Annotated in this window: 23 protein-coding genes; 13 read left to right on the top strand and 10 right to left on the bottom strand. The window is 31.4% G+C overall.

Translation table 11 applies throughout. From position 1 onward, the window contains the following. Window positions 1-61 precede the first annotated feature (61 nt). The 5 genes from BB045_RS05920 to BB045_RS05940 all read left to right on the top strand — a co-directional run bounded on the left by BB045_RS05920 (window position 62) and on the right by BB045_RS05940 (window position 4,210). Window positions 62-1,309, top strand: coding sequence for a copper resistance CopC/CopD family protein (locus tag BB045_RS05920; protein ID WP_070581968.1), 1,248 nt, complete (start codon window positions 62-64; stop codon window positions 1,307-1,309). 13 nt (window positions 1,310-1,322) lie between these two features. Next, window positions 1,323-1,934, top strand: coding sequence for a YcnI family protein (locus tag BB045_RS05925; RefSeq protein WP_070442541.1), 612 nt, complete (start codon window positions 1,323-1,325; stop codon window positions 1,932-1,934). A gap of 204 nt (window positions 1,935-2,138) precedes the next feature. Then, on the top strand, window positions 2,139-2,555 hold the full coding sequence (locus BB045_RS05930) for a DUF2871 domain-containing protein (protein ID WP_011275005.1): 417 nt from the start codon (window positions 2,139-2,141) through the stop codon (window positions 2,553-2,555). Between the two features lie 196 nt (window positions 2,556-2,751). Further along, a complete protein-coding gene (locus tag BB045_RS05935) occupies window positions 2,752-3,783 on the top strand; it encodes an NAD(P)/FAD-dependent oxidoreductase (RefSeq protein ID WP_070442538.1) in 1,032 nt (343 codons plus the stop codon). 25 nt (window positions 3,784-3,808) lie between these two features. Next, window positions 3,809-4,210, top strand: coding sequence for a GNAT family N-acetyltransferase (locus tag BB045_RS05940; RefSeq protein ID WP_037549998.1), 402 nt, complete (start codon window positions 3,809-3,811; stop codon window positions 4,208-4,210). A gap of 106 nt (window positions 4,211-4,316) precedes the next feature. On the opposite strand, the gene BB045_RS05945 is transcribed toward BB045_RS05940, so the two are convergent. Further along, window positions 4,317-5,312, bottom strand: a complete 996-nt coding sequence (locus tag BB045_RS05945; protein ID WP_053021444.1) for an acrylyl-CoA reductase family protein — start codon at window positions 5,310-5,312, stop codon at window positions 4,317-4,319. A gap of 346 nt (window positions 5,313-5,658) precedes the next feature. On the opposite strand from BB045_RS05945, the gene efeO reads away from it, so the two are divergent. Genes efeO through BB045_RS05960 form a run of 3 tightly spaced genes read left to right on the top strand, consistent with a single transcriptional unit; the run spans window position 5,659 to window position 9,471 of the window. Then, window positions 5,659-6,522: an iron uptake system protein EfeO gene (gene efeO, locus BB045_RS05950; protein ID WP_070442535.1), complete on the top strand. Its 864-nt coding sequence runs from the start codon at window positions 5,659-5,661 to the stop codon at window positions 6,520-6,522. After that, on the top strand, window positions 6,519-7,745 hold the full coding sequence (gene efeB / locus BB045_RS05955) for an iron uptake transporter deferrochelatase/peroxidase subunit (protein ID WP_070839551.1): 1,227 nt from the start codon (window positions 6,519-6,521) through the stop codon (window positions 7,743-7,745). Before efeO ends, efeB begins: the two co-directional genes overlap by 4 nt. Then, the gene (locus BB045_RS05960) at window positions 7,726-9,471 is read left to right on the top strand and encodes an FTR1 family protein (RefSeq protein WP_070581976.1); all 1,746 of its coding nucleotides are present in this window, start codon (window positions 7,726-7,728) and stop codon (window positions 9,469-9,471) included. Before efeB ends, BB045_RS05960 begins: the two co-directional genes overlap by 20 nt. A gap of 68 nt (window positions 9,472-9,539) precedes the next feature. Here BB045_RS05960 and tatC read toward each other — a convergent pair whose 3' ends face one another. Further along, window positions 9,540-10,286 (bottom strand): twin-arginine translocase subunit TatC, encoded by a 747-nt coding sequence (tatC, locus tag BB045_RS05965; RefSeq protein WP_053022222.1) that lies wholly within the window; start codon window positions 10,284-10,286, stop codon window positions 9,540-9,542. Further along, window positions 10,237-10,467, bottom strand: a complete 231-nt coding sequence (locus BB045_RS05970) for a twin-arginine translocase TatA/TatE family subunit (protein WP_370444502.1) — start codon at window positions 10,465-10,467, stop codon at window positions 10,237-10,239. Before BB045_RS05970 ends, tatC begins: the two co-directional genes overlap by 50 nt. A gap of 166 nt (window positions 10,468-10,633) precedes the next feature. On the opposite strand from BB045_RS05970, the gene BB045_RS05975 reads away from it, so the two are divergent. Next, window positions 10,634-11,149 carry a GNAT family N-acetyltransferase gene (locus BB045_RS05975; RefSeq protein ID WP_070442526.1) on the top strand — a complete coding sequence of 172 codons (516 nt, stop codon included), beginning with the start codon at window positions 10,634-10,636 and terminating at the stop codon, window positions 11,147-11,149. A gap of 179 nt (window positions 11,150-11,328) precedes the next feature. On the opposite strand, the gene BB045_RS05980 is transcribed toward BB045_RS05975, so the two are convergent. After that, complete coding sequence (locus BB045_RS05980) at window positions 11,329-13,017, bottom strand: CDP-glycerol glycerophosphotransferase family protein (protein ID WP_070442643.1); 1,689 nt, start codon at window positions 13,015-13,017, stop codon at window positions 11,329-11,331. Between the two features lie 377 nt (window positions 13,018-13,394). On the opposite strand from BB045_RS05980, the gene BB045_RS05985 reads away from it, so the two are divergent. Next, on the top strand, window positions 13,395-14,996 hold the full coding sequence (locus BB045_RS05985; protein ID WP_053021429.1) for an L-lactate permease: 1,602 nt from the start codon (window positions 13,395-13,397) through the stop codon (window positions 14,994-14,996). A 129-nt stretch (window positions 14,997-15,125) separates the two neighbouring features. Here BB045_RS05985 and BB045_RS05990 read toward each other — a convergent pair whose 3' ends face one another. Next, complete coding sequence (locus tag BB045_RS05990) at window positions 15,126-16,277, bottom strand: glycosyltransferase family 4 protein (protein ID WP_053021425.1); 1,152 nt, start codon at window positions 16,275-16,277, stop codon at window positions 15,126-15,128. Window positions 16,278-16,589: 312 nt separating this feature from the next. On the opposite strand from BB045_RS05990, the gene mqo reads away from it, so the two are divergent. Continuing rightward, a complete protein-coding gene (mqo, locus tag BB045_RS05995) occupies window positions 16,590-18,068 on the top strand; it encodes a malate dehydrogenase (quinone) (RefSeq protein ID WP_037535826.1) in 1,479 nt (492 codons plus the stop codon). Between the two features lie 87 nt (window positions 18,069-18,155). Here the strand turns inward: mqo and BB045_RS06000 are convergent, their stop codons facing one another. From BB045_RS06000 to BB045_RS06015, 4 genes are all read right to left on the bottom strand, one after another. Beyond that, window positions 18,156-18,608 carry a DUF3021 domain-containing protein gene (locus BB045_RS06000; RefSeq protein ID WP_053021421.1) on the bottom strand — a complete coding sequence of 151 codons (453 nt, stop codon included), beginning with the start codon at window positions 18,606-18,608 and terminating at the stop codon, window positions 18,156-18,158. Beyond that, window positions 18,605-19,045 carry a LytTR family DNA-binding domain-containing protein gene (locus BB045_RS06005; RefSeq protein ID WP_070581978.1) on the bottom strand — a complete coding sequence of 147 codons (441 nt, stop codon included), beginning with the start codon at window positions 19,043-19,045 and terminating at the stop codon, window positions 18,605-18,607. The genes BB045_RS06000 and BB045_RS06005 overlap by 4 nt, the downstream gene beginning before the upstream one ends. Window positions 19,046-19,168: 123 nt before the next feature. Continuing rightward, entirely contained in the window at window positions 19,169-20,539 is a 1,371-nt protein-coding gene (locus BB045_RS06010) for a sensor histidine kinase (RefSeq protein WP_070678694.1), read from the bottom strand. Beyond that, complete coding sequence (locus tag BB045_RS06015; protein WP_070442520.1) at window positions 20,532-21,206, bottom strand: response regulator transcription factor; 675 nt, start codon at window positions 21,204-21,206, stop codon at window positions 20,532-20,534. The genes BB045_RS06010 and BB045_RS06015 overlap by 8 nt, the downstream gene beginning before the upstream one ends. Before the next feature lie 135 nt (window positions 21,207-21,341). Here BB045_RS06015 and BB045_RS06020 point away from each other — a divergent pair, with 135 nt between their 5' ends. Together BB045_RS06020 and BB045_RS06025 are read left to right on the top strand one after the other, a co-directional pair. Further along, the gene (locus tag BB045_RS06020) at window positions 21,342-22,397 is read left to right on the top strand and encodes an ABC transporter permease (protein ID WP_070442517.1); all 1,056 of its coding nucleotides are present in this window, start codon (window positions 21,342-21,344) and stop codon (window positions 22,395-22,397) included. Next, window positions 22,397-23,062, top strand: coding sequence for an ABC transporter ATP-binding protein (locus tag BB045_RS06025; RefSeq protein WP_053023281.1), 666 nt, complete (start codon window positions 22,397-22,399; stop codon window positions 23,060-23,062). The genes BB045_RS06020 and BB045_RS06025 overlap by 1 nt, the downstream gene beginning before the upstream one ends. A gap of 119 nt (window positions 23,063-23,181) precedes the next feature. Here the strand turns inward: BB045_RS06025 and BB045_RS06030 are convergent, their stop codons facing one another. After that, window positions 23,182-24,138: a YdcF family protein gene (locus BB045_RS06030; protein WP_070581984.1), complete on the bottom strand. Its 957-nt coding sequence runs from the start codon at window positions 24,136-24,138 to the stop codon at window positions 23,182-23,184. Window positions 24,139-24,291 lie beyond the last annotated feature (153 nt).

Consider the following 24,291-nt stretch of genomic DNA (forward strand, 5'->3'; position numbering starts at 1 on the left):
GTTAAATAGCACGCATTATTTTATCATAAGTAAATGAGCAAAATTTTATGGGAGGACGTCAATGGTGAATTTACAGCGAAGTTCTAAAGTAGCTTTGGCATTGATAATGATGTTTTTATTATTGTTAATTCCGATACTTCATAATGTCGCATCTGCGCATGCAACTTTGGAAAAAACTACACCACCACAAAATGGGGTTATATCGAAAGCGCCTGATACGATAGAGTTAACATTTAATGAACCCGTTAACGCTGAATACTCAGGCATCACAATATATAATGATAAAGGTAATAAAGTAGGGGATATAGATCCTACAACAACCGGACATTCTAAGACACTTACATTTCCTACTGATAAAGTTCAACAAGGGACACAGAAATTAGAATGGCATACAGTATCTGCTGACGGTCATGAGATTAGTGATCGTTTTGAGTTCTCAGTAGGTAAGAAGACAGCTAACGGAGTTGATACATCTCCAGCATTTTACGAAACACCTAATTTCTGGTTTGGATTATTCAGATACATAGCTGAAGGTGCAACGATTATTCTTGTAGGTCTATATTGGTTAAATGGTATTGCACGACGTAATAACCTATCTACATTCGATGTATTTCCTAGACATGTTGCAGTGTCTTTAATAATGATGATGGCATACTTGATGTCACTTGTACTTTATTTGATGACATTGTCTTCGGATGTATTAGATGCAATATTATCCCTTGAGCCTAGTGCAATAACACAATTCCCTTACATATTAAGTGCCATTGCTTTAATTGTTTTAAGTGGTTTATTCGTCTTAAGAAACATGGAGAAATCATGGTACTGGATTGTATCTATTGCAATGATTCTAGCTATAAGTATGTCAGGACATGCATGGTCACAAAGCGTACCATTATGGTCTATCATACTAAGAACACTACATTTAATAGGTATTAGTTTATGGTTAGGTGCATTAAGCTATTTATTGATTTCAGTATTTACACGTAAAAAAGATGCCGTAGATTTATTGCGAGAAATATTATTTAAAGTTAATGCTGCTGCGGTAGCAATAATCATTATTTCAGGTGTATTAATGTCTATTGATCAAACGAAGATTTTGTCAATTTGGACAAATATGCAAACTTGGACGGTATTCTTATTATTTAAAGTTTTTGGTACTTTAATAATGATGTTATTGGGATTATTGCAAACAACACGTGCACTCAATAAACGTAATAGAGTAAATAAATCTTCATTAATTATAGAAGTTTTAATTGGTATATTACTTATTTTAGTCGGAGTAATTATGAGCCAAATCAGTATTCCATAGAAGGAGAAAAAAGATGATAAAAAAATTATTAGCTACAAGTTTCATACTCTTTTTTACATTAGGTTTCTTTAAAGTAGCAGATGCGCATGTTACTTTAAACCCAAAAGCAGTTGACCCAGAATCTTATGAAAAAGTAGATGTTAGAGTTCCTGTAGAACAAAAAGATCATACTGAAAAAGTAGAATTAGAAGTTCCAAAAGAAGTTCAAGTTGTTAATATACAACCAGTAGAGGGCTATAAGTATAAATTAGATAAAGATAAAAAAGGTAACATTACTAAAATTATTTGGACTGCTAAAGGTAAAGGTATTGGGCCAGATGAATTTATGGATTTTCCAATTGTTGTAGCCAGCCCTAAAGATGAAGGCAAGTATGCATTTAAAGCAATTCAAACCTATGATAACGATGATAAAGTTAAATGGACTGGAAAAGAAAATAGTGAACACCCAGCGCCTACGTTAGAAGTTAAAAAGAATGCTAATGCAGTAGATGTAAAAGATGAAAAATCAAAAGATACTGCTAGTGAACAAACTTCTTCAAGCGGTTCAATTGCTTTATGGATCGTGTCAATCATCGCAATTATATTATCATTAGTCGCATTATTTAAACATTCAAGAAATAAATAATATTACGAGTGAGGCTAGGACCAAGTCTCTTTGTAAATAGGCATAACTTATTTAACTGAGTTGAATTGTATATTAAGTTTGACTCAGTTAAAGTACCTCACTCTCATAATTCTATTTATTAACAAGTGACTCAATATTACAAATATTGTCACTGTAAAGTTGATGATAATAAATTATAATAATAATGTGAGGGAGGCATTGTTTATGCGACGATTACTATATGCATTTTTGGTCTATATGATCTTGGGACTTTTCAGCGGATTCTATTATAGAGAATTGACAAAAGCACATCATTTTACGGGTGATACACAATTATCTATTGTACATACGCATACACTTATTTTAGGTATGTTTATGTTTTTAATACTGATACCATTAGAAAAAGTATTTAAATTAAGTAGTTACTATTTATTTAACTGGTTCTTCATCGTTTATAACATTAGTGTTATAGCAACCATTGGTATGATGGTAACGAAAGGAACGTTCCAAGTATTAGGAAAAAGTTTTTCTCCAGAAGCATTTGCTGGATTTGCAGGTATTGGTCATACAGGAATGCTAGCAGGATTATTATTGTTATTTTTCTTAATTCGACAAGCAGCACTCAAAGAACCAAGAGATTAATTGATTTGAAGTGAGACTTTTCATTTTTAATAGCACAATCGTGTTATTGATGAAAAGTCTTTTTTTAGCTAATAAAAGTAGAATTGCAATTAAAATATGATTTTCTTCAATAATATATGCACATATAGTATAATTAAGGCAAAACAATGATAATAATTATCATTCGAAACGGGACATAATCTTGGGAGGATTTACAATGCAAGATGTAACTATTATTGGTGGTGGACCTGCTGGATTATTTGCGAGTTTCTATGCTGGTTTACGAGGAATGTCTGTGCGAATCATTGACGTACAAGATAAATTAGGTGGAAAGATGCAAATCTATCCAGAAAAGATTATTTGGGATATTGGTGGTGTAGCGCCTAAACCTTGCAATGAAATCATTAAAGATATGATTAACCAAGGCTTACATTTTAACCCTAAAGTTAATTTGAACGAACGTGTAACAGATATACGCAAAATAGAAGAAAGACACTTTGAAGTAGAAACAGATAGCGGAAAAATTTATGACTCAAAAGCTGTAATATTTGCTGTCGGCGGAGGGATTATTAATCCTAAGCCTCTTCAAATTAAAGATGCAGAGCGTTATCGTTTAACAAATTTACATTATGTTGTGCAATCTTTCTCAAAATTTAAGGGAAAAGATATTCTAATTTCTGGTGGGGGTAACACTGCTTTAGATTGGGCAAGAGATTTAGCTAATATTGCAAATTCGATTACACTTGTTTATAGAAAATCAGACATTAAAGGCTATGAAGCAATGATAAGTGTACTTAAAGCGTTAAATGTGAACCTGTTGCCTAAAACACAAATTAAAGAGTTAATAGGTGACAATAAATGTAAATGTATTAAAGAAGTAAAACTTGAAAATATTGAGACTGGAGAAGTTACGACACAAGCGTTTGATGATGTTATTGTTAGTCATGGTTTTGATCATGAGAATCCACTACTTAAAGACTGTACATCTAAACTTGATTTATACGATGAATATCGTGTTAAAGGCTTTGGCAACACGTCAACAAATATTCCTGGCATCTTTGCTTGTGGGGATATCGTACATCATGATGCTAAAGTACACCTCATTGCTAGCGCGTTTAGTGATGCTGGAAATGCAGCAAACTTAGCTAAAACTTACATTGACCCTGATGCATACAAAGAAGGATATGTTTCAAGTCACAATGATGTATTCAAAGAATCAAATAAAAAAGTTATTAATCAATATTTATGAGATTATATTAAGGGGATAGAAAATAATGATTAGATATTCTAATGAGCCACCAGAGGCTCAAGCGTATTGTGACTTAAGAGTTAAAGCAGGAATGAGCCCTAAATCAGAAACTGCAGCTCGAAACGGTTTACCAAATGGCTGTTTCAATATTACGATTTATGAAAATCAACAATTGATTGGAATGGGCAGAGTTATAGGTGATGGTGGAACGACATTTCAAATTGTAGATATAGCCGTTGATCCAGATTATCAAGGACAAGGCTATGGTAGGCTTATTTTGAAAAAAATAATGGCATATATTAATTCCGTAGCTGAAAAGGGAACTTATGTTAGTTTGATAGCAGACTATCCAGCTGACAAACTATACGAAAAATTTGGATTCAAGACTACTGAGCCAAAATCAGGTGGCATGTATATCGTGTTTTAATTAAAAAAACCACTAGGACAAATCGAAATCATAGAAAAACATGTTTTTATATTGTTTCATTCTATGATATTGAGACTGGATTGTCCTAGTGTTTTTTTTGATTTAACTATGCATCAAAATCAATAATAATACGACCGAAATTATCGTGGTTTAAAACAGTTGAGATCGCATCTGGTAATTCTGAAAATGAAATGACTTTTTTAATATCATGAAGTTTGTCAGATTTTAAGTCAGTTGCTAAACGTCTCCAAACACGTTCACGTAATTTCATTGGTGTGAATACAGAATCTATACCAACTAGACTTACGCCTCTTAAAATAAATGGATAGACAGTTGTATCAAAAGAAACACCACCTGTTAAGCCAATTAGTGCGACACCACCATTATTATCTATACGATTAGTGACAAAAGGTGTTCCATTTCCTCCAATAGGGTCAATGGCAGCTTGCCAAGTTCTTGAACCTAATGGCTTTTCATCATTATCTGTAATACGATCAATAATTTCATTCGCCCCTAAAGCTTCTAGTTTGTCACCCGCATGTTTGTTTCCTGTACTAGCAACTACTTTATATCCTAAATTAGAAAGCATAAGCACTGCCAATGCGCCTACACCACCAGATGCGCCACGTACAAGTACTTTGCCGCCCTCCAGTGTCATGAAACCAGCTTTTTCCAATTTTTCAATAGCTAAACCGGCAGTATATCCTGCTGTACCATAAATCATAGCTTCTTCTAAAGTCATATTATCAGGCAATTTAACTACCCAATCGGAATTTACACGTGCGTATTCACTAAATCCTCCATAATGACTTACACCCATATCATAGCTTGTTACAATGACTTCTTCACCTTCATTAATTGTTGGATCTTCTGATTCAACAACGGTACCAGCTAAATCTATACCAGGAACCATAGGATAAGATTTAAGGATTTGATTATTATCCGTTGTAGCTAATGCGTCTTTATAATTAATACCTGAATAATGAACTTTGATTAAGACTTCACCTTCAGGTAAATCATCAGTTGTTAACTGAGTAAAGTCACTATTAACGCTTCCATCGTTGTTTTTATCCACTAAAAAAGCTTTAAATTGATTACTCATATTATGTGACTCCTTTATATATTGTATTAGTGCTTATTTTATACCCTTAATAAACCAATTGTATGCTTTAAAGCCTTATAAATATAAGGTAAATTAAAAGTCTCTTGGCTTCAAAAAATAAAAAAATTTTTATTTAAAAATGTATTTGAATTGTTATTGACACTTTATTGGGCTAAACCTATAATAAATTTGATAATGATTATCAATTGAAAAAATAAAAGTGTTTATATGAATATAAAAGACGACATAACAACGATATTAAGTTGGTGTTAAATATGATGTATACATAATTACACGATTCATCTTCAAATGATAATCTTCTAAACTATATTGAGGTGAATACATAATGAAAAAATTACCAACTATTTTATTAGCATCTTCTTTATTTTTAGCGGCTTGTGGCAACAATAGTCATAGTGACGATAATAGTAATAAAGATAAGCAATCGCAGAGTAGTAAAGGGGATAACAAAGTAGCTTTACAAAAAGCAACTAAAGAATATGAGAAGTATACAGATGGTCAACTTGATAAATTTTTGGATGGAACTGAAAAATTTGTTGCAGCTATAAAAGCAGATGATATGGATAAAGCGAAAGAATTATATCCTAAAGTACGTATGTATTATGAAAGATCAGAACCTGTTGCGGAAGCTTTTGGTGATTTAGATCCTAAGATTGATGCTCGTTTAGCAGATATGAAAGAAGAGAAAAAAGAAGATCAATGGACAGGTTATCATAAGATTGAGAAATCACTTTATCAAGATAATAAAATAGATGAAACAACTAAAAAAGATGCTGATCAATTATTAAAAGATGCTAAAGAATTAGATGCGAAAGCAGATACTTTAGATATTACTCCTAAATTAATGTTACAAGGATCAGTTGATTTATTAAATGAAGTTTCAACTTCAAAAATTACAGGTGAAGAAGAGATTTACTCACATACAGACTTATACGATTTTAAAGCTAATATCGAAGGTGCACAAAAAATCTACGAATTGTTTAAACCTGAGTTAAATAAAAAAGATAAAAAATTAAGTGCTGATATTCAAAAGAACTTTGATAAAGTTAACCAACTATTAGACAAGTATAAAGACGGTGACGGCTTCAAAGATTATAGTGCAGTTACTAAAGAAGATAGAAAAGCTCTATCAGATGCTGTAAATTCACTTGGTGAACCACTAAGTAAAATGGCTGTGGTTACAGAATGAGTAAAGTAGATCATAATCAAAGTGACCAAGTATCTCGTCGCTCTTTTCTAAAAATGTTAGGAATAGGTGGCGCTGGTGTGGTTATCGGTGCTAGTGGCGCAGGCAGTATTTTTTCATTTAAATCGATGTTCGATACACCTGAGAATGAAGATAAAGATGCATTTGAATTTTATGGACGTGTACAAGCAGGTATTACAACACCGACACAAAAAAATTGTAACTTCGTTGCATTAGAGTTAAAGACTAAAGATAAACAAGCGATTAAAGACATGTTTAAGAAGTGGACGCAAATGTCAGTCAATATGACTGATGGTGCACCTGCTGAAAAAGATAGTCAAAATGTATTATTACCCCCTGTTGATACTGGAGAATCAATTGGATTAGGTGCTAGTAAATTAACATTGACATACGGTATTAGTAAATCATTTTTGAAAAAGATTGGTATGTCATCAAAAATCCCATCTGGATTTAAAGATTTACCACATTTTCCTAATGACCAATTAGATGATGAATACAGTGATGGAGATATCATGATTCAAGCGTGTTCAAATGATCCACAAGTAACATTCCATGCGATTCACAACTTAATTCGATCATTTAGAGATGTTGTTAAAATGAAATGGTCACAAAATGGTTTTGTCTCTGGCAAACTAGAAGAAACGCCTAGAAATTTAATGGCATTTAAAGATGGTACAGTTAATCCTCGCAAAAATAACGAGCTTAAAAAGTATGTCTTCATTGACGACGGTTGGGCTAAAAATGGAACGTATTGCATTATTCGACGCATTCAAATTCATATAGAAACATGGGACCGTACATCATTAGAAGAGCAAGAAGCTACTTTCGGACGTAAACGAGCATCCGGAGCACCATTAACCGGTAAAAAAGAATTCGACAATATAGATTTAGACGCTAAAGATAGTAGTGGTCAATATGTTATCGATCCAAATGCGCATGCGCGTCTAGCACGTGAAGTGAAAACATCAATCAAACGACGTGCATATAATTATAATGATGGAACAAATGCCAAAACGGGGGCGTTGGAAACAGGATTAATGTTTATTTGTTTCCAAAAATCAACTCAACAATTTATCGATATTCAAAACAATTTAGGACACAGTGATAAGTTAAATGAATATATTACGCATCGAGGTTCTGCATCCTTCCTTGTGTTACCAGGTGTAAAAAAGGGAGGCTATATCGGTGAAACCTTATTTAACTAAATTAGTCGTTGCGCTAGTCCTTATTCTCACGGTTATTAGAATTGTCTCAGCACATCAAGTAAATGCTGCAGATGATAGCAAAATAAGTGATGTGTATGTAGCGATAACTGATGCAAAATCAACTATAGAAGATAAAGATAAAAGTAATAAAGAAAAACAAAGTGCACTTGCTGATATTAAAGAAAAAGTAAAATCTTTAAACATTAAAGATAACAAAGAAGGTAAAGACGTAAAGTCAAAACTTGAAGCGGTAGATAAAGCCTCTTCAATGAATGCTAAAGCTGATAAATTATCACAATTAACTAAATCATTAATCGCTTATGAAGATGCAGTTTCTACCAAAGATATCAGTGGTGAAATTAAAACATTGAAGCAACAAGTTGCTGCAAAAGATGATCCTATTAAAAAAGCAATCAAAAGTAAAAATGAGTCAGAGCTACAATCTATTAACAATAGTTTAAATCAAATTTGGACGACTCATGAAACAGCCATAAGAAATTATGATGAAGGTAAATATGGACAAATTGAAGTGAACTTAATGCAACTACGTGTTGCTATCCAAAAAGAACCTTTAGATACTAAGAAAGTTGACAATGCCTGGACAACCTTCAAATCAAGTATTGATACGGTCGATCAAAAACAATCCAGCTCGGATAATGATAAATATAAAGTAACGCAACTAAATGATGAGTTAAATAAAGCGATTAAAGGGATAGAAGATAATAATTTAGATCAAACTGATGCGGCATTATCTAAATTTGTTCAAATTTGGCCATATGTTGAAGGGAAAATTCAAACAAAAAACGGTTCATTATATACTACAATTGAAGATAAAATACCGTATTATCAAAGTATTCTAGACCAGAGTAACAAAGATCGCGTTAAAGACGGATTAAAAGACATTAACAATGATATCAAAGACACTGTTGGTCAAGACGGTTATACATTTGTAGATGTTATGATTATCTTTTTACGTGAAGGTTTAGAGGTATTGTTGGTCATTATGACATTAACTACAATGACACGTAATGTTAAAGATAATAAAGGTACAGCTAGTGTTATCGGTGGTTCAATATTAGGCTTAATACTAAGTATTACGTTAGCAGTTGTATTCATACAAACGCTAGGCAATAATGGATTACTACGAGAGGGAATGGAAGCAACACTAGGAATAATTGCAGTGGTTCTAATGTATATCGTTGGTATTTGGATGCATAGACGATCAAGTGCAAAACGTTGGAATGATATGATTCAAAATATGTATCAAAACGCTATTAGTAACGGTAATCTAGTATTGTTAGGTACAATTGGATTGATTTCTGTTTTACGTGAAGGTGTAGAAGTGATTATTTTCTACATGGGTATGATAGGCAGTATTACAACAATGGACTTCGTCATTGGTATTGCTTTAGCGATTGTAATTTTAATTATCTTCGCATTATTATTTAGATTTATAGTGAAACTTATTCCAATTTATTACATCTTTAGAGTACTTTCAATTTTAATTTTTATTATGGCATTCAAAATGCTTGGTGTAAGTGTTCAAAAACTACAATTGTTAGGCACACTTCCACAACATGGTATTGAAGGTTTACCTACAATTGGTTTTATAGGATTTTATCCTAATATTGAGTCAATAGTAGCTCAATTAATATATATAGTGTTCATTGTGTTCTTCATTTTAAAAAATCGCCAAAACAAACAAAAGAATACTAATCCAAACTAATTATCATGAATAGTAAAATAAAACCTCGAGACTTGTGAGGATAAAAAGTACTCGAGGTTTATTAGTTATTATGATCGTTGTGAAATTCTTGCGATAAACATACTGAATTCAAATAAAATAATCAAAGGCAATGTTAATAATAAATTCAAAGTAATATCTGGTGGGGCAATAATACTCGCCACTACAAAACAACCAAAATAAATATACTTACGATAGTGTTTTAGTTCATTAACATTGATTAAGTCAAATTTAGCTAGACCCATAAATAATGTTGGGAGTTGAAAAAGAACACCAAAAATTAGCAACCATCGTATTAACTCATGCAAATAGGCTTTAAAACCAATAACAGGCTCAATACTTAAAACTTCAGATAATGTTAAAGAGAAATTTATAATTAATGGAAATCCTATAAAAAACGCAAATGCTACTCCAATTATAAATAACAGTGCACACCATAAGCTATATTTAATAATAAATCCCCGTTCATTAACATGGAGGCCAGGTGCAATAAAAGCCCATAATTGGTAAAACATAATAGGTATAATTAAACACAACGCTACAAAGAAGATAATCATAATGTAAATCTGAATCATTTCAGTAAATGAAAATGCATGTAGTGTTACATGTGCACGTTTAATATAGTGTATAAATGGTTTCATCCACCAATGTGATGATACATATACGATTATCGTTGCAACAATAAAAGCGATGAACACTTTGACGAGACGCGATCGTAGTTCATCAAAGTGTCCTAGAAGTGTATTACTATTTAATGTGTTCTCGTTGTTGTTTTGACTCTTTACTGGGAGTATCATGACTTTCATCTGTATCTATATTTTCTGCTGCAGATTTAAATTCTTTCAAAGTACTACCAATTGCTCGACCAAATTGTGGTAATTTTTTAGGTCCAAAAATAATTAATGCAATTATGCTAATAACGACTAAACTTGTCGGTCCTGTAATTCCTAATACAAACATATTGATAACCTCACTCATTATTGTTAATAATATCATCTATACTTTATACTTATTGATAAATATTATCAATAGAAATTTGCTCTGTTCATAAATAAAACGAATTTAATGCATAGAGGCATGTAAATAGGGAATAAGTTACAAAATAAAAAATGGATAATGAGCGGTATTTTAGGAGGTAGGAATGATGAGTGAATATATAACAATGATTGAAAATATGGATGTGAGTGATTTACGACAAATTTCTGAGACAACGTTTTATGACACGTTTGAAGGAGAATATTCAGATGATGATTTTAATCAATTTTTCAAAGAAACCTATAATGAAAAAGTGTTGTTAAATGAATTAAATAATCCTAATTCATTTCATTATTTTTACAAGGTGAATGATCAAATTGCAGGGTATTTAAAACTTAATGTCGGTAATGCTCAAACTGAGCCTAAAGGTGAAGATTATTTGGAGATTCAAAGAATTTATTTCTACAAGACTTATCAAGGTGGAGGAAGAGGACAAAAGTTTATTCAATTGGCTCTTGATAAAGCGAAAGAACTAAATAAAAATAAAGTTTGGTTAGGTGTATGGGAACATAATCAACAAGCATTATCATTCTATAGGAAACACGGCTTTGAAGTCACTGGACAGCATGAATTTATAACAGGTGAAGTAGTCGATATAGATTTAATAATGGAAAGAGAAGTTTAGCTATAGAACGAATAAAGCTTGGTCTAATAAAATAGGGGAGTTGGGGTTCGGGGCCCCATCCCTTGGTAAGGTTGACTAGAATTAAAAAAGCTTGTTACAAGTGCGCTTTTAATTTAGTCAACTACTGCCAATATATATGTAGCCTGAGGCATTGAATTATGTCCCAGGCTATATATTGTTCATTTATTATTGATAATATCTCGCATAAGTTGAGTTAGTCTTTTTAGTGAGGTGTTATTACGGTTCACGAGTTGATGATTTGAAATATCAGTTAATGTATGATGGATTAAGTTATTGTGTAATAAATCTTCATCTGTATACCAAACTTTAGATAAACTTTCCATAACATCATCATAAACACCACGCTCTTGCTGATATGATGAATGATTTGGTGTATAGAGACATATTTTTTTGCCAATAGTTAAAGCATCAAAGATAATTGAAGAATAATCAGTAATTACGACATCAGATATTAATAATAAATCTTGGGTTTCAATATGATTTGGTGCTTCAATTGCACCTTCTGGAAGTGTCATGTCATCCTCTATGTGACCTTTAAAAATGACGTGATATTCTTCTAATAATTCTGGTGAAATCGACATCAATTCAGTTGAATCTTTTGTCGCATGCCATGTTGGTGCATACAATAAAATTGGCTTTGTTCGATCAACATTTAATGCATCTTTAATTTTCTTCTGATGATTTTTATCATTCTGATAATGTAGTAAATAGCTAATTCTTGGATAACCATAAGGTATCATTTGAGTATGTTGAGTAGGGAAGGCTGTTTCAAATAATCCCTCAGCTGATTCAGAATCTGTTAAAAGATAATCTTGTTTGAGCCATTTATTATACTTTCGTGCTTTGTAATTATAAATATTTTTATTTTGATCTGGTTCTTTACTATCTAAGAATAATTTTTTAATTGGGGTTCCATGCCACAATTGAATAACAGTACCATTTGGTTTGAATTCATCAGGAATATAACTTTCAATGACTACAATTTTTGCTGTTTCAATAAGTTCTTTATTATTCTCAGCATCAGTAGGTAAAAAGTATGGTCCACGTCTATCGTTAGTAATGAAATAAGCTTCCGTGGTAGGATTTCTCTTCACAAAATAATTAAATAAATACTTAGAATTGCCTCTATAACCATAATCAAAACCTAAAAAAACAACATGGTTTTTTACTTTTGAAGAATCTTTATCATATACATAGCTTAGATTACGATGTTTTTTTAATGCATGATTTTGCATTTTGTTATATAGCCATTTTGGTAATTTAAACTTAGTTGTAACAAGCCAACTATCCACAAATCGCATTTCTTCTTCTTTACCAGGATATTTGAATTTACTGTAAGGTATAGAGTGACCATGAATGTATGCCAATTTGTTCAAATCAAAATGATTTATTTTTTTAATATCAAAAGTATCTAATGATGCCCAGAAAGCATGGCTAGTTCGACATTCATTGATGAAATTAAAAACGACGTGATTGTCTATATCAATTTCGTCTTTTAAAACAGAAATGACGGCTAAATCCATAATAGATTTAATGTTATACTTAGATAAATGTAATAAAGCACGTTCAATATTGAAAATAATATTAGGATAGTGGTTAATATTTTTCATCCATGATAAAAATGTTAATGTATCTTCACCAAAATAACGACAGTCATTTAAATATAAACCATTTAAAGTATAATCTACTGCTATTGAATTATGTGTTAAGTCTATAGCTTCCAACATATCATGATTGATTTTAATATCATTTGAATAAGGAATGAAATGTGAAAAACCAGCTGATTTGGCTTTGTTTAATTGTAATGCAAGATGGCGCATGTTAGAAATATTTATTTGTTTAATCATCATACATTGTCCTTTAACTCTTAAATTTCTTAAATATATTTTACCATGTGACTAAAAAAAATTCATATTTACAAAAATTACATCATTATATAATTGAAATGTTTGGAAATTTTCGTTGAAAAATAGTGGGATTTTATTTTGTTGAAAATTTAACAAAAATTTTATAAAAAGTACTATATAGTATTGTCATTTAAGTAGAAAGATGGTATATTTTTATTGTGAAAAAGTTCACAAGATATAAATTTGTGAAATCTAGCATTATTAACTTGTCGACAAACTAATAAACAATATAACAATTAGAAGTATAGTCAAACTTCAATTGTCAATATCGCTAGAGTGATCATTAATACAAACTAAAGGAAAGAAGAGTCAGAATTATGTTAGTTCAAACATTTAATCCATTTGATAATTTGGTATTATCTAGTTTAATAGCCGCAGTACCTATTATTCTATTCTTATTATGCTTAACCGTTTTTAAAATGAAAGGTATCTATGCAGCTATCACAACGTTAGTTGTTACATTACTTATTGCTATCCCGTTCTTCAAATTACCACTTGGCATTGCAACAGGTGGTGTTGTAGAAGGATTCTATCAAGGTATTATTCCGATTGGTTATATTGTCATGATGGCAGTATTACTTTATAAAATCACTCAAGAATCTGGTCAATTTAATACGATTCAAGACAGTATTACAAGTATTTCACAAGACCAACGTATACAATTATTACTCATTGGTTTCTCATTTAATGCATTTTTAGAAGGTGCAGCTGGTTTTGGTGTACCGATTGCAATTTGTGCGTTATTACTTGCTCAATTAGGTTTTAGACCTTTACAAGCTGCAATGTTATGTTTAGTAGCAAATGCTGCTTCAGGTGCTTTTGGTGCTATAGGAATTCCAGTAGGTGTTGTAGATACACTACACTTACCAGGTGCCGTTCACGCAATGGGTGTATCTCAAACATCTACATTAACATTAGCAATTATTAACTTCTTTATACCATTTTTACTTATCTTTATCATTGATGGTTTAAAAGGTGTAAAAGAAACATTACCTGCTATCTTAGTTGTATCTGTTACGTATACAGTATTACAAGGTTTACTAACAGTATTTAACGGACCTGAATTAGCTGATATTATCCCACCATTAGTAACTATGGGAGCTTTAGCTTTATTCTCTAGAAAATTCCAACCAAAACATATTTTCAGAGTACAAAAAGATGTGGAACCTGAACCGGTGAAACATCACAATGCAAAAGAAATTATCTATGCATGGAGTCCATTTGTTATATTAACAGTTGTAGTTATGATTTGGAGCGCACCATTCTTTAAGAACTTATTCTTACCAAATGGTAAATTATCTTCATTAGTGCTTAACTTTAATTTACCAGGTACTTTCAGTGAAGTCGCTCATAAACCAATTATGTTAAGTTTCAATTTTATTGGTCAAACTGGTACTGCGATTTTAATTACAATTATTATTACAATATTAATGGCTAAGAAAGTAAGTTTCGGAGATGCAGGACGTTTATTCGGTGTAACTTTTAAAGAACTATGGTTACCAGTTTTAACAATTTGTTTCATCTTAGCAATCTCAAAAATCACTACATATGGTGGTTTAAGTGCAGCAATGGGTCAAGGTATTGCTAAAGCTGGAAACGTGTTCCCAGTGTTATCACCAATCTTAGGTTGGATAGGCGTATTTATGACAGGATCAGTTGTTAATAACAACTCATTATTCGCACCAATTCAAGCTTCAGTTGCACAACAAATTGGAACAAGTGGTTCATTACTAGTAGCTTCAAATACAGTGGGTGGTGTAGCAGCGAAATTAATTTCACCTCAATCAATAGCAATTGCGACTGCTGCTGTTAAAGAAGTAGGTAAAGAATCAGAATTACTTAAAATGACATTACGTTACAGTGTTGGATTACTAATCTTCATCTGTATTTGGACATTTATCTTATCTCTAATTCTGTAATTAATATACAATATTATTCTAAGACATAATTATTTCAAAAATTGCCCGTAAATGAATTGTAAAAATTCGTTTACGGGCTTTTTCAATATTCATAGCAGTCCCCATAAATAAACATAATTATAAGTAGAATTAAACGTTATTAATTGCGGTCATAAATTTTTCATAAACCGTGTTAGGCGTATATTGTTTCAAAGTAACATGTCCTTCATTGATCATCTGACTAGCTTCATCGACGTGATTCATAGCGATGTCTATATATTTTGCTAATGAACCTGCATCACCATAATTGGCTAAATAGCCATTGGAATTATGATTAATAATGCTAGCAGGTCCAAGTATATTTTTAAAGCTGATAACAATATTATCTTGAGCCATAGCTTCTAATAAAACCATACCAAAGCCTTCATTTCTCGACGGAACCACAGTAATTTTACTGTTAGATAATTTGGTATTAAGTTGTTGAGTTGCAGGATAGATAGTAATTAAATCATTTAATTGATGCTGATCAATCAATTGTTGCAAATGTCCACGCTCTTGACCATCACCGTATATTTCTACTTTAAAATTCAATCGCTTAAGGTCATTTTGAATACGGCGAACACTTTCTATTAAAATATCAAACCCTTTTTCAAATTCTAATCTACCCGCACTAATAATGATATTTTCTTTCTTAGTAGCATATTTTACTGGATTGATGATATTTGGAATTGTATAAACAGGTGTGTCGATTTGTTGCTCGTAATTCAATTGATCTTGTTGAGTTAGCGTTGTGACTAAATCTATGTTGCGATAGGCAGTGAGTATATCTTGTTGATAATTTTCCGGATGAGCATGTAGGTTCATATGTTCCATTCCCACAGTTATGACATCGTTTGAATGATACTTTGAAATTAAAATATTAAAGCTCGCTCTAGTACCTACGAGTACATCTGTATCTACTTTTTTAATTGCTTTAATCATTTTATGTTCTACATATTTGGAAAATTGATTTAACCCGGGTTCAAACTGATTTATTTCTTTTGGTTTCAATAGTGAAGTATATTTATTTAAACGATTCATCATTATTGCTTTAGTGTTCTGAGGTTTTAAACGGTAGTCTACTAATGTCTTTATTTTTATTTTGTCATTTATTTCAAAGTAAGGCTCGTCTTGAGCTCGAAACACAGAAATAATTTCTATGTGATGTCCTTTGTCGGCAAGTGTATTAGCTAATTCAGAAACTGCTTTAACTGTTCCACCTAATGCATAAATATTATGCATGAAAAATGTGAATGATTTCATAGTTACACCTCAAATAATTCATAATAGAAAATTATAGCATTTCTGAGATGTGTCTAATAGTAATAGCCAATGCTAACTAAGATATTAGGTGTCTATCCTTTATTCTAGATAAAAGATGAAAACTTTATGTTAACACTTTTTTCATAGAACGATTATGTATATAATTAAACTAGTTATTAAAAAAGTCGATTTACGTTCTGCGTAAAGTTAATATTAAAAATTTTAATAAATAAAGAAAGCGTTTTAATTTATTAAGCCAAGATCAATTTCCTATCGACTAAAGATGTGAAAAAAAAGGGGGACTGTATTGTTATGAGTTCAGAACATAGCAAAACAGATGTCATCTTAATAGGTGGCGGTATAATGAGCGCAACACTCGGTACGTTATTAAAAGAATTATCTCCAGACAAAGAAATTAAAATATTTGAAAAATTAGAACAATCTGGTGAAGAAAGTTCAAATGTTTGGAATAATGCTGGCACAGGTCATTCTGCACTTTGTGAATTGAATTATACTAAAGAAGGAAAAGAAGGCTCTGTTGATATTACAAAAGCAATTAAAATCAATGAACAATTCCAAGTATCTAAGCAATTTTGGGCACATTTAGTAAGAACTGGACAATTAGAAAATCCATCTAACTTCATTCAATCAGTGCCACATATGAGTTTCGTAAAAGGTATCTTCAATGTAAAATTCCTTAAAAACAGAGTAGCAGCATTAAAAGAAAATATACTATTTGAAAAAATGGATATTACTGAAGATCGTGAAAAAATTAAAGAATGGGTACCTTTAATGGTTGAAGGAAGAACATCACATGTTCCAATTGCATTATCTCGTGATGAAAGTGGGACAGATGTAAACTTTGGTGCATTAACAAAAAAACTCATCTCTAATTTAAAAGAAAGAAATGTAGAAGTCTCTTATAAACAAGAAGTTGAAAATATTGAGAAACTGGATAATGGAAACTGGAAAGTGACTGTTAAAGATCTTAATTCTGGACAAAGTCATACGTATGAATCAGAATTTGTATTTATTGGGGCCGGCGGTGCAAGTTTACCGTTACTCCAAAAAACAGGTATCAAGCAATCAAAACATATCGGTGGTTTCCCAGTAAGTGGTCTGTTCTTACGTTGTACTAATAAAGACGTTATCGAAAAACATCATGCTAAAGTTTACGGTAAGGCAAGTGTAGGTGCACCACCAATGTCGGTACCTCATTTAGATACACGGTTTGTAAATGGGGAACGTGCTTTATTATTCGGTCCATTTGCAGGCTTTTCACCTAAATTCTTAAAAACAGGTTCAAATTTAGACTTAATACGTTCAGTTAAACCTAATAATTTATTAACAATGCTATCAGCAGGTGTTAAAGAAATAGATTTAACTAAATATCTCGTATCACAACTTATGTTAAAACATGAAGATCGTATGAATGATTTACGTGTATTTGTGCCTAATGCAAAAGACGAAGATTGGGAAGTTATTGTTGCAGGTCAACGTGTACAAGTGATTAAAGATACTGAAGATAGTAAAGGTAACTTACAGTTTGGTACTGAGGTAATTACATCTGATGATGGTTCTCTTGCAGCATTATTGGGTGCTTCACCTGGTGCATCAACTGCAGTAGATATTATGTTAGATTTATTACAACGTTGTTATGGTAATGAATTTAAAAATTGGATTCCAAAAATTAAAGAAATGGTACCTTCTTTCGGACTTAAATTAACAGAGCATGAGGACGTCTATCGCGCTGTTAATAAAGAAATTCAAAAATATTTAAATGTAAAATAAGTATCATTTCAATATAAAATAACATTAAGCTCCTTATAAAGTTTGCACTTTAAGTGTTTACTTTATAAGGAGCTTTTCCATTAGTAATTATTTTTTATTTAATTGGTTATTGATTTCAGAAACATATTTTCTACTTTTTAAAAACTCTATAATCCAAATAGTGATGTAGATAATGATGAAATAGAATGTAAAAATAAATATATTTGAAACACTTATCGAAAACCATCCGGATAAAATACCAATTGGTAATAATCCAATATAACTCAATATAAAATGCATTAATGTGCTACGTGTGATACTCCAATCTGTGTGCGTAAAGAAAAAGTTTGCTAAGTAAAATAATGCACCAATTAAAAGCCACAAACAAATGGCGATGAGCATTACTAATGGTTCAGACAAGTGTGAATAATATAACTTACCTAGTGTTGTAACTGGTGAAATTGGATAATATTCACCTCCAGCATTGATATAACTAAAAATGATAGAAAGTGCTAAACCTATCACTAAAGAAATACTAACAAATTGATATAATTTTCTCATAATGAAAGTCTCTCCTTTATGGATTTTAAATATCTTCTAGAGGAGTAGGTATAATCAATATGTTGCAAATAAATTCTAATCAAACCATTAGGTTCTAATTGCAATTTTTTAATCTTATTAATATTTACAATTTCAGATTTAGAAATTCGAATAAATGAAGTAGGAAGTTTTTCTTCAAGTTCATATAATCGTTCTTTCAATTTAAATTGTTCGCCGTCTCTAATTGCAATGACTTGATTTTTATGTGTACGAAAACTAGTGATGGTTTGAATTTCTATAATATGGATCATGTCATCTTGTTTGCCATAGAGTTGCTTTAAACTATTCAAATCTTCAATATTTGTAATAACTTGTTGTACTTCATCATCAAATTCAGGTGCGTGAATCGTGATATACTTCTCATCTTCTTCGGGTGATATATGTAACCGTAGTTTCATTTGACTAATGCCTCCTCAACGTCATTTAACCACAAATGTATAGAAAATTTTTAGAACAATATTAAATGGTAGATATATTGAAGTAAGTGGTTAGCTTTGTAAAATAATATCTAACTAAATTGATTAGTTAGTTTCAGGCAATGTCACTGTAAACGTCGTTCCGTCACGTTCATTACTAGTTACTGATATTTGTCCACGATGTAAATGAATGATAGATTGAGTAATTGCTAATCCTAATCCATTGCTATTATCCTCAGCATTACGTTTATAAAAACGATCGAATAGATGAGGTTGCACTGATTCTGGAATGGTATGCCCTTCATTTTTAACGGTAAAATAAATAATTCCTTCGTTAATAAATAATTTCACATCAATCATGCTATTGGGATTAGAATACTTAATTGCATTTTGAATGAGATTAGAACATGCTTGATGTAATAAACGATTATTTCCTCGGAAATGAATCGTATCTATATCAGACATCAACATTAATTGTTTGTTATCTATCCCATATTGTTCATGACGAATGATGTCAGTTATTAATTCTTTAAAGTGAACATTATCTTCAAATTTTAGATGAGTAGCGTTATCTAGTTCGGATAATAATAATAATTCTTTTGTCAAATTACTTAAATGCGTAACCTCTTCATGAATTTCATGAATAATCTGATCACGCTCTCCTTGATTTACATTGCTTTGTAACGTACTAAGTAGACGATGAATGTGTGTTAATGGCGTCTTGATTTCATGTGAAACATTTTGAACAAAGTGTTGTCGCATATCATCTACTTGTTTTAAAGATTGTCGCATCGCTTCAAATCGATATTGTAACGTACCAATTTCGTCATGACGACTTTGATAGATTGGTGAATTAAAATCACCATGCATTAAACGTTCAGTTGCTTGCTTCAATATTTTTATAGGTTTAATAATTGAATATGTAGATGCAATAACGAGCGTGATAGATATACTTAATAAGCATATTAAAAGAACAGCAAGAAAAGTGCGAAACTCACTAAATGTTTCACCTATATCAGGACGCATGAATACGGCAAGCTTTTGATTATTTTGATTAAAAGGGATACCCACAGTATTATCCGTTTCATTATCAAAAAAGCCAGTTATAAATAGTTCGAAAGGTTTATTTTTAATACCATGGTAGGCTTTACCTTTTAGTACTTGGTTAATAGCTGAATCTGAAATAGTGTCTTTTCGGAATGGTTCACCAAAAAATGTTTTATGATGTGAGTGATCTACAATCATAATTTGATAGTTCATATCTCCTAAATGTTTAAAATATGATTGAGTGTCAGATTGATTTGAAGATGTATGAAATGCTCTTGCCTCTTCTAAAGTACGCATAATTTTTGCGTCATTATGTGCTTTTAAATTGAAATGATAGTACACGTTTGCAAAAAGAAAACTGACTAAAGCACTAAAAAGAATGACTGTAATCGTGTAAATCGCAATACGTGTATAAAGCGTCTTAAACATGTGTAATCACCCTGTATCCTTGTCCACGAACTGTTTGTATCTCAATTGTGGCTTTTAATTGATTTAATCGATGACGTAATCGCTTAATGTGAACGTCTATAGTTCTTTCATCTCCCTCATAATCGAATCCCCAAATTCGCTCAATTAGTGTGTCTCTTGTGAAAATATGTTTTGGTTTACCACACAATAAAAATAATAATTGAAACTCTTTTGTAGGCAAATTGACATTTTTAGAGTCGACAGATAATTCCATATACTCTTGAATTAAAGTAACATTTCCTAACTTTATAATGTCTTGAGAATTAATTTGGTAACGTCTTAACACAGCTTGTATTCTAAATAACAATTCTTTTACTTCAAAAGGCTTGGTAACGTAATCGTCTGTCCCACTTACAAATGCACGTTCTTTATCACTCAGAGCATCTCTTGCCGTCAACATTATGACAGGTAAATCATAATCATTTTTAAGCAATTGACATAATTCAAATCCATCCATGCCAGTCATCATAATATCAACAACTGCAATGTCGACTTTATTATTTGCAAGGTATGCGATGGCACTTTCACCACTTGCGTGAGTGACGGTTTGAATTTGAGCTGCTTCGAGATGTTGAGATACATAATGTAATATCTTATAGTCGTCATCTACTATTAAACACTTCACCATCAGTTTTACTCCTTTATTATTCATAAAATGATTATATGAATAACTATATCAGAAAACAATTCTTCTTAAAGTTCATATTCAGTTCACAATGTGTCATTAAACTATGTATTGAAATAGCAGTGGGAGGTACTAAATATGAATTTAGCATGGAAAGAAATAAAATTTTACAGATTTCGTTATACATTAATCATGTTAATTATATTTCTATTAGGAAGCATGGTGTTATTTATTAGTGGATTAGCTCAAGGCTTAGCACGAGAAAATATATCATATTTAAATAATATGCCAGCTGAACATTATATAGTCGAAGATAATAAGGAACCGAAGTTAGAAAGTTCCCAGTTGAACCAATCACAACAAAACAAAATAGAGAATATCATTCATGAAAATGCAACTCAAATGGGGACGCAAACACTTAAAATAAACCAACAAGATCAAGATGTCATCACGCTAAATACGCCTAAACATCTTACGCCAAAACTTGTAAGTGGTAATTTTCCAAAAAAACAGAATGAAATAGCTATTAGTGAGAAACTGACTGGAAATGACTTGAAAGTTGGAGATACTGTAACTTTTAAAGGACATAATCAAGACTATAAAATTAGCGGCATAATGAATGAGTCAATGTACGCACATAGTTCAATGATATTAATGAATAAAGAAGCGTTTAAGTCATTAAATAAACAAGTATCAACATTTTATCCGGTTGATAAAATCAACAAAGATGAAAAACAATCACTTAAACAAATTAAAGGCATCAAGGTTGTAAATGAAAAGACATTAACTGATAACATTGCTAGTTATCAAGCAGAACAAATGCCACTTAATTTAATGATTATTAGTCTATTCGTGATTACAGCAATCGTTTTAAGTGCGTTCTTCTATGTAATGACGATTCAAAAAATACCTCAAATAGGCATTCTTAAAGCCATAGGTATTAAAACGAAACATTTATTAACTGCACTTTTACTACAAATTATTTTAACGACAATGTTAGGTGTTATTTTAGCATTTTCTCTCATACTTATATTAAATGCCTTTATGCCTGTAACTATGCCATTTTATTTAAGTTATAGTCAGGTGTTATTAATGATAGTCGTATTTCTAATTGTAGGGTTAATCGGTGCATTATTATCCTTTATAAAAGTTCTAAAAGTAGATCCTATAGAAGCAATTGGAGGTATGGAATAATGGCATTACAACTCAAACACATTACTAAGACATTTGGCAATGGAGATGCACAAACAGAAGTATTAAAGAATATTAATTTTAATGTGAATCAAGGTGAATTCATCATACTAAGTGGCGCATCTGGATCAGGTAAATCTACACTTCTTAATATTTTAGGTGGATTACTAAGTCCGTCGAGTGGAGATGTTTTGTATAATGGTGAGCATTTATTGTCAAATGAAGTAGATAAAACAAGTCTAAGACTAAATGATATAGGTTTTATTTTTCAATCATCTCATTTAGTTCCTTATCTAACAGTTAGAGAACAATTAATGATTGTAGCTAAAGAAGCGGGTATAAAGCGTAAAGAGGCTAAAGATAAAGCACAAAGACTATTAAATGAGATAGGTCTGAGTCATCGTTTAGATGTTTATCCTCATTTGTTATCCGGAGGAGAGAAACAACGCGTCGCTATAATGAGAGCTTTTATGAATGAACCTAAAATCATATTAGCAGATGAGCCAACTGCCAGTTTAGATGCAGATAGAGCGACATCTGTTGTGCAAATGATTAAAGCACATGTTCAAACTAAAAATATGATTGGTATTATGATTACGCATGATAAAAGATTATTTGAATATGCGGATAGAGTGATTGAAATTGAAGATGGTAAAATCGAGTTATAAAAAATAAGCTTAGAAAGTTTAATTAGTTGTGTCATTTAAATCACACAATAATCAAACTTCTCTCAGCTATAATCATTTTGCGGGAGTGGAACAAAACATACTGTTCCACTCCCGATTTTTTAAAATAGAATGAAAAGAGAAGCAAAAAATAAAACTGCAAAGTAAATGGTCAATAGTAATTTATATTGATACATTAGTGCTAAGAAATCTCTCACTAATGCGACATCAAAAAAATGATAAGGAGTGTGACTTCCTATACCATCAACTTTCATTCGGTTCGTATGCGCCAATTTCATTCCTCGTAAGATATGAAATTGGCTCGTAACACAAAGTATATTGGGGCTATTTGAGTATAGATTGTGTATGCCTTTTTTTGAATAATAGAAGTTTTCAAACGTATTTGTAGATTGAGATTCCATAATAATACTAGATTGGCGAACCCCATGTTGTATTAAATAACGCTGCATCGCTAATGCTTCAGATATGGGTTCATCTGGCCCCTGACCACCACTAACAATTATTTTACATTTGTCAGTTTGATGTTGATATACACTAAGTGCACGATTTAATCTTTCGGCTAACATTGGTGTAACTTTTTCTGTGAAAATTCCAGCTCCTAATACCATAATTAAGTCGTACTGCTTATGAGTTGAGATACGACCTAAAGCTGATGACCAAGACATGTAAAGCAATAATGCATAACAAGTACTTATCGCAATCATAGTTAGCCACAAGAAAACACCATTAATTATAGGAATAGGCATAGTGCTAAGATATGCAAGAATCGATGTAAAGAGTACTCCTAGTATGAGAAGTTTCGTCATTTTATTTATAAAAGTTTGACCTTTTTGTAAGGAGAAAAGATGGTTGTGCTTCACTAGTAAACCACCCATAGTAATCATCATGATTATTATTAGTGTAGTAGGGAGTGTCATTGTTAATAGATTCAAAACAGTAATTAACATACATAATATAATAGTTGTAATAAACATTCTTAAATTCAGAAGCCATTTCACGTTGAATAATACACCTAGTACAATCAATAACACAACGAGAGCTAAGATAATTGCAATCATAAGGAATACCTCTAATTTCTTTATATATATAAATGTAATCGAACAACTTACCAATTAGCAACTATTAATAAAGTAATGAGGTTTTCAAGAGAATTGTTTATTGATATTATTTAACAGAGTATGTAAAACGCTATTGATTACTATTTAACAAGG

This window comes from Staphylococcus sp. MB377 (assembly GCF_001922505.1).
GTDB classification, from domain to species: Bacteria; Bacillota; Bacilli; order Staphylococcales; family Staphylococcaceae; genus Staphylococcus; species Staphylococcus haemolyticus.

Bases quoted from the DNA above. Each gene is read 5' to 3' on its own strand.
- BB045_RS05920 (WP_070581968.1), top strand. From the start codon at position 62: ATGGTGAATTTACAGCGAAGTTCTAAAGTAGCTTTGGCATTGATAATG.
- BB045_RS05925 (WP_070442541.1), top strand. From the start codon at position 1,323: ATGATAAAAAAATTATTAGCTACAAGTTTCATACTCTTTTTTACATTA.
- BB045_RS05930 (WP_011275005.1), top strand. From the start codon at position 2,139: ATGCGACGATTACTATATGCATTTTTGGTCTATATGATCTTGGGACTT.
- BB045_RS05935 (WP_070442538.1), top strand. From the start codon at position 2,752: ATGCAAGATGTAACTATTATTGGTGGTGGACCTGCTGGATTATTTGCG.
- BB045_RS05940 (WP_037549998.1), top strand. From the start codon at position 3,809: ATGATTAGATATTCTAATGAGCCACCAGAGGCTCAAGCGTATTGTGAC.
- BB045_RS05945 (WP_053021444.1), bottom strand. From the start codon at position 5,312: ATGAGTAATCAATTTAAAGCTTTTTTAGTGGATAAAAACAACGATGGA.
- efeO (WP_070442535.1), top strand. From the start codon at position 5,659: ATGAAAAAATTACCAACTATTTTATTAGCATCTTCTTTATTTTTAGCG.
- efeB (WP_070839551.1), top strand. From the start codon at position 6,519: ATGAGTAAAGTAGATCATAATCAAAGTGACCAAGTATCTCGTCGCTCT.
- tatC (WP_053022222.1), bottom strand. From the start codon at position 10,286: ATGATACTCCCAGTAAAGAGTCAAAACAACAACGAGAACACATTAAAT.
- BB045_RS05970 (WP_370444502.1), bottom strand. From the start codon at position 10,467: ATGAGTGAGGTTATCAATATGTTTGTATTAGGAATTACAGGACCGACA.
- BB045_RS05975 (WP_070442526.1), top strand. From the start codon at position 10,634: ATGAGTGAATATATAACAATGATTGAAAATATGGATGTGAGTGATTTA.
- BB045_RS05980 (WP_070442643.1), bottom strand. From the start codon at position 13,017: ATGATTAAACAAATAAATATTTCTAACATGCGCCATCTTGCATTACAA.
- BB045_RS05985 (WP_053021429.1), top strand. From the start codon at position 13,395: ATGTTAGTTCAAACATTTAATCCATTTGATAATTTGGTATTATCTAGT.
- BB045_RS05990 (WP_053021425.1), bottom strand. From the start codon at position 16,277: ATGAAATCATTCACATTTTTCATGCATAATATTTATGCATTAGGTGGA.
- mqo (WP_037535826.1), top strand. From the start codon at position 16,590: ATGAGTTCAGAACATAGCAAAACAGATGTCATCTTAATAGGTGGCGGT.
- BB045_RS06000 (WP_053021421.1), bottom strand. From the start codon at position 18,608: ATGAGAAAATTATATCAATTTGTTAGTATTTCTTTAGTGATAGGTTTA.
- BB045_RS06005 (WP_070581978.1), bottom strand. From the start codon at position 19,045: ATGAAACTACGGTTACATATATCACCCGAAGAAGATGAGAAGTATATC.
- BB045_RS06010 (WP_070678694.1), bottom strand. From the start codon at position 20,539: ATGTTTAAGACGCTTTATACACGTATTGCGATTTACACGATTACAGTC.
- BB045_RS06015 (WP_070442520.1), bottom strand. From the start codon at position 21,206: ATGGTGAAGTGTTTAATAGTAGATGACGACTATAAGATATTACATTAT.
- BB045_RS06020 (WP_070442517.1), top strand. From the start codon at position 21,342: ATGAATTTAGCATGGAAAGAAATAAAATTTTACAGATTTCGTTATACA.
- BB045_RS06025 (WP_053023281.1), top strand. From the start codon at position 22,397: ATGGCATTACAACTCAAACACATTACTAAGACATTTGGCAATGGAGAT.
- BB045_RS06030 (WP_070581984.1), bottom strand. From the start codon at position 24,138: ATGATTGCAATTATCTTAGCTCTCGTTGTGTTATTGATTGTACTAGGT.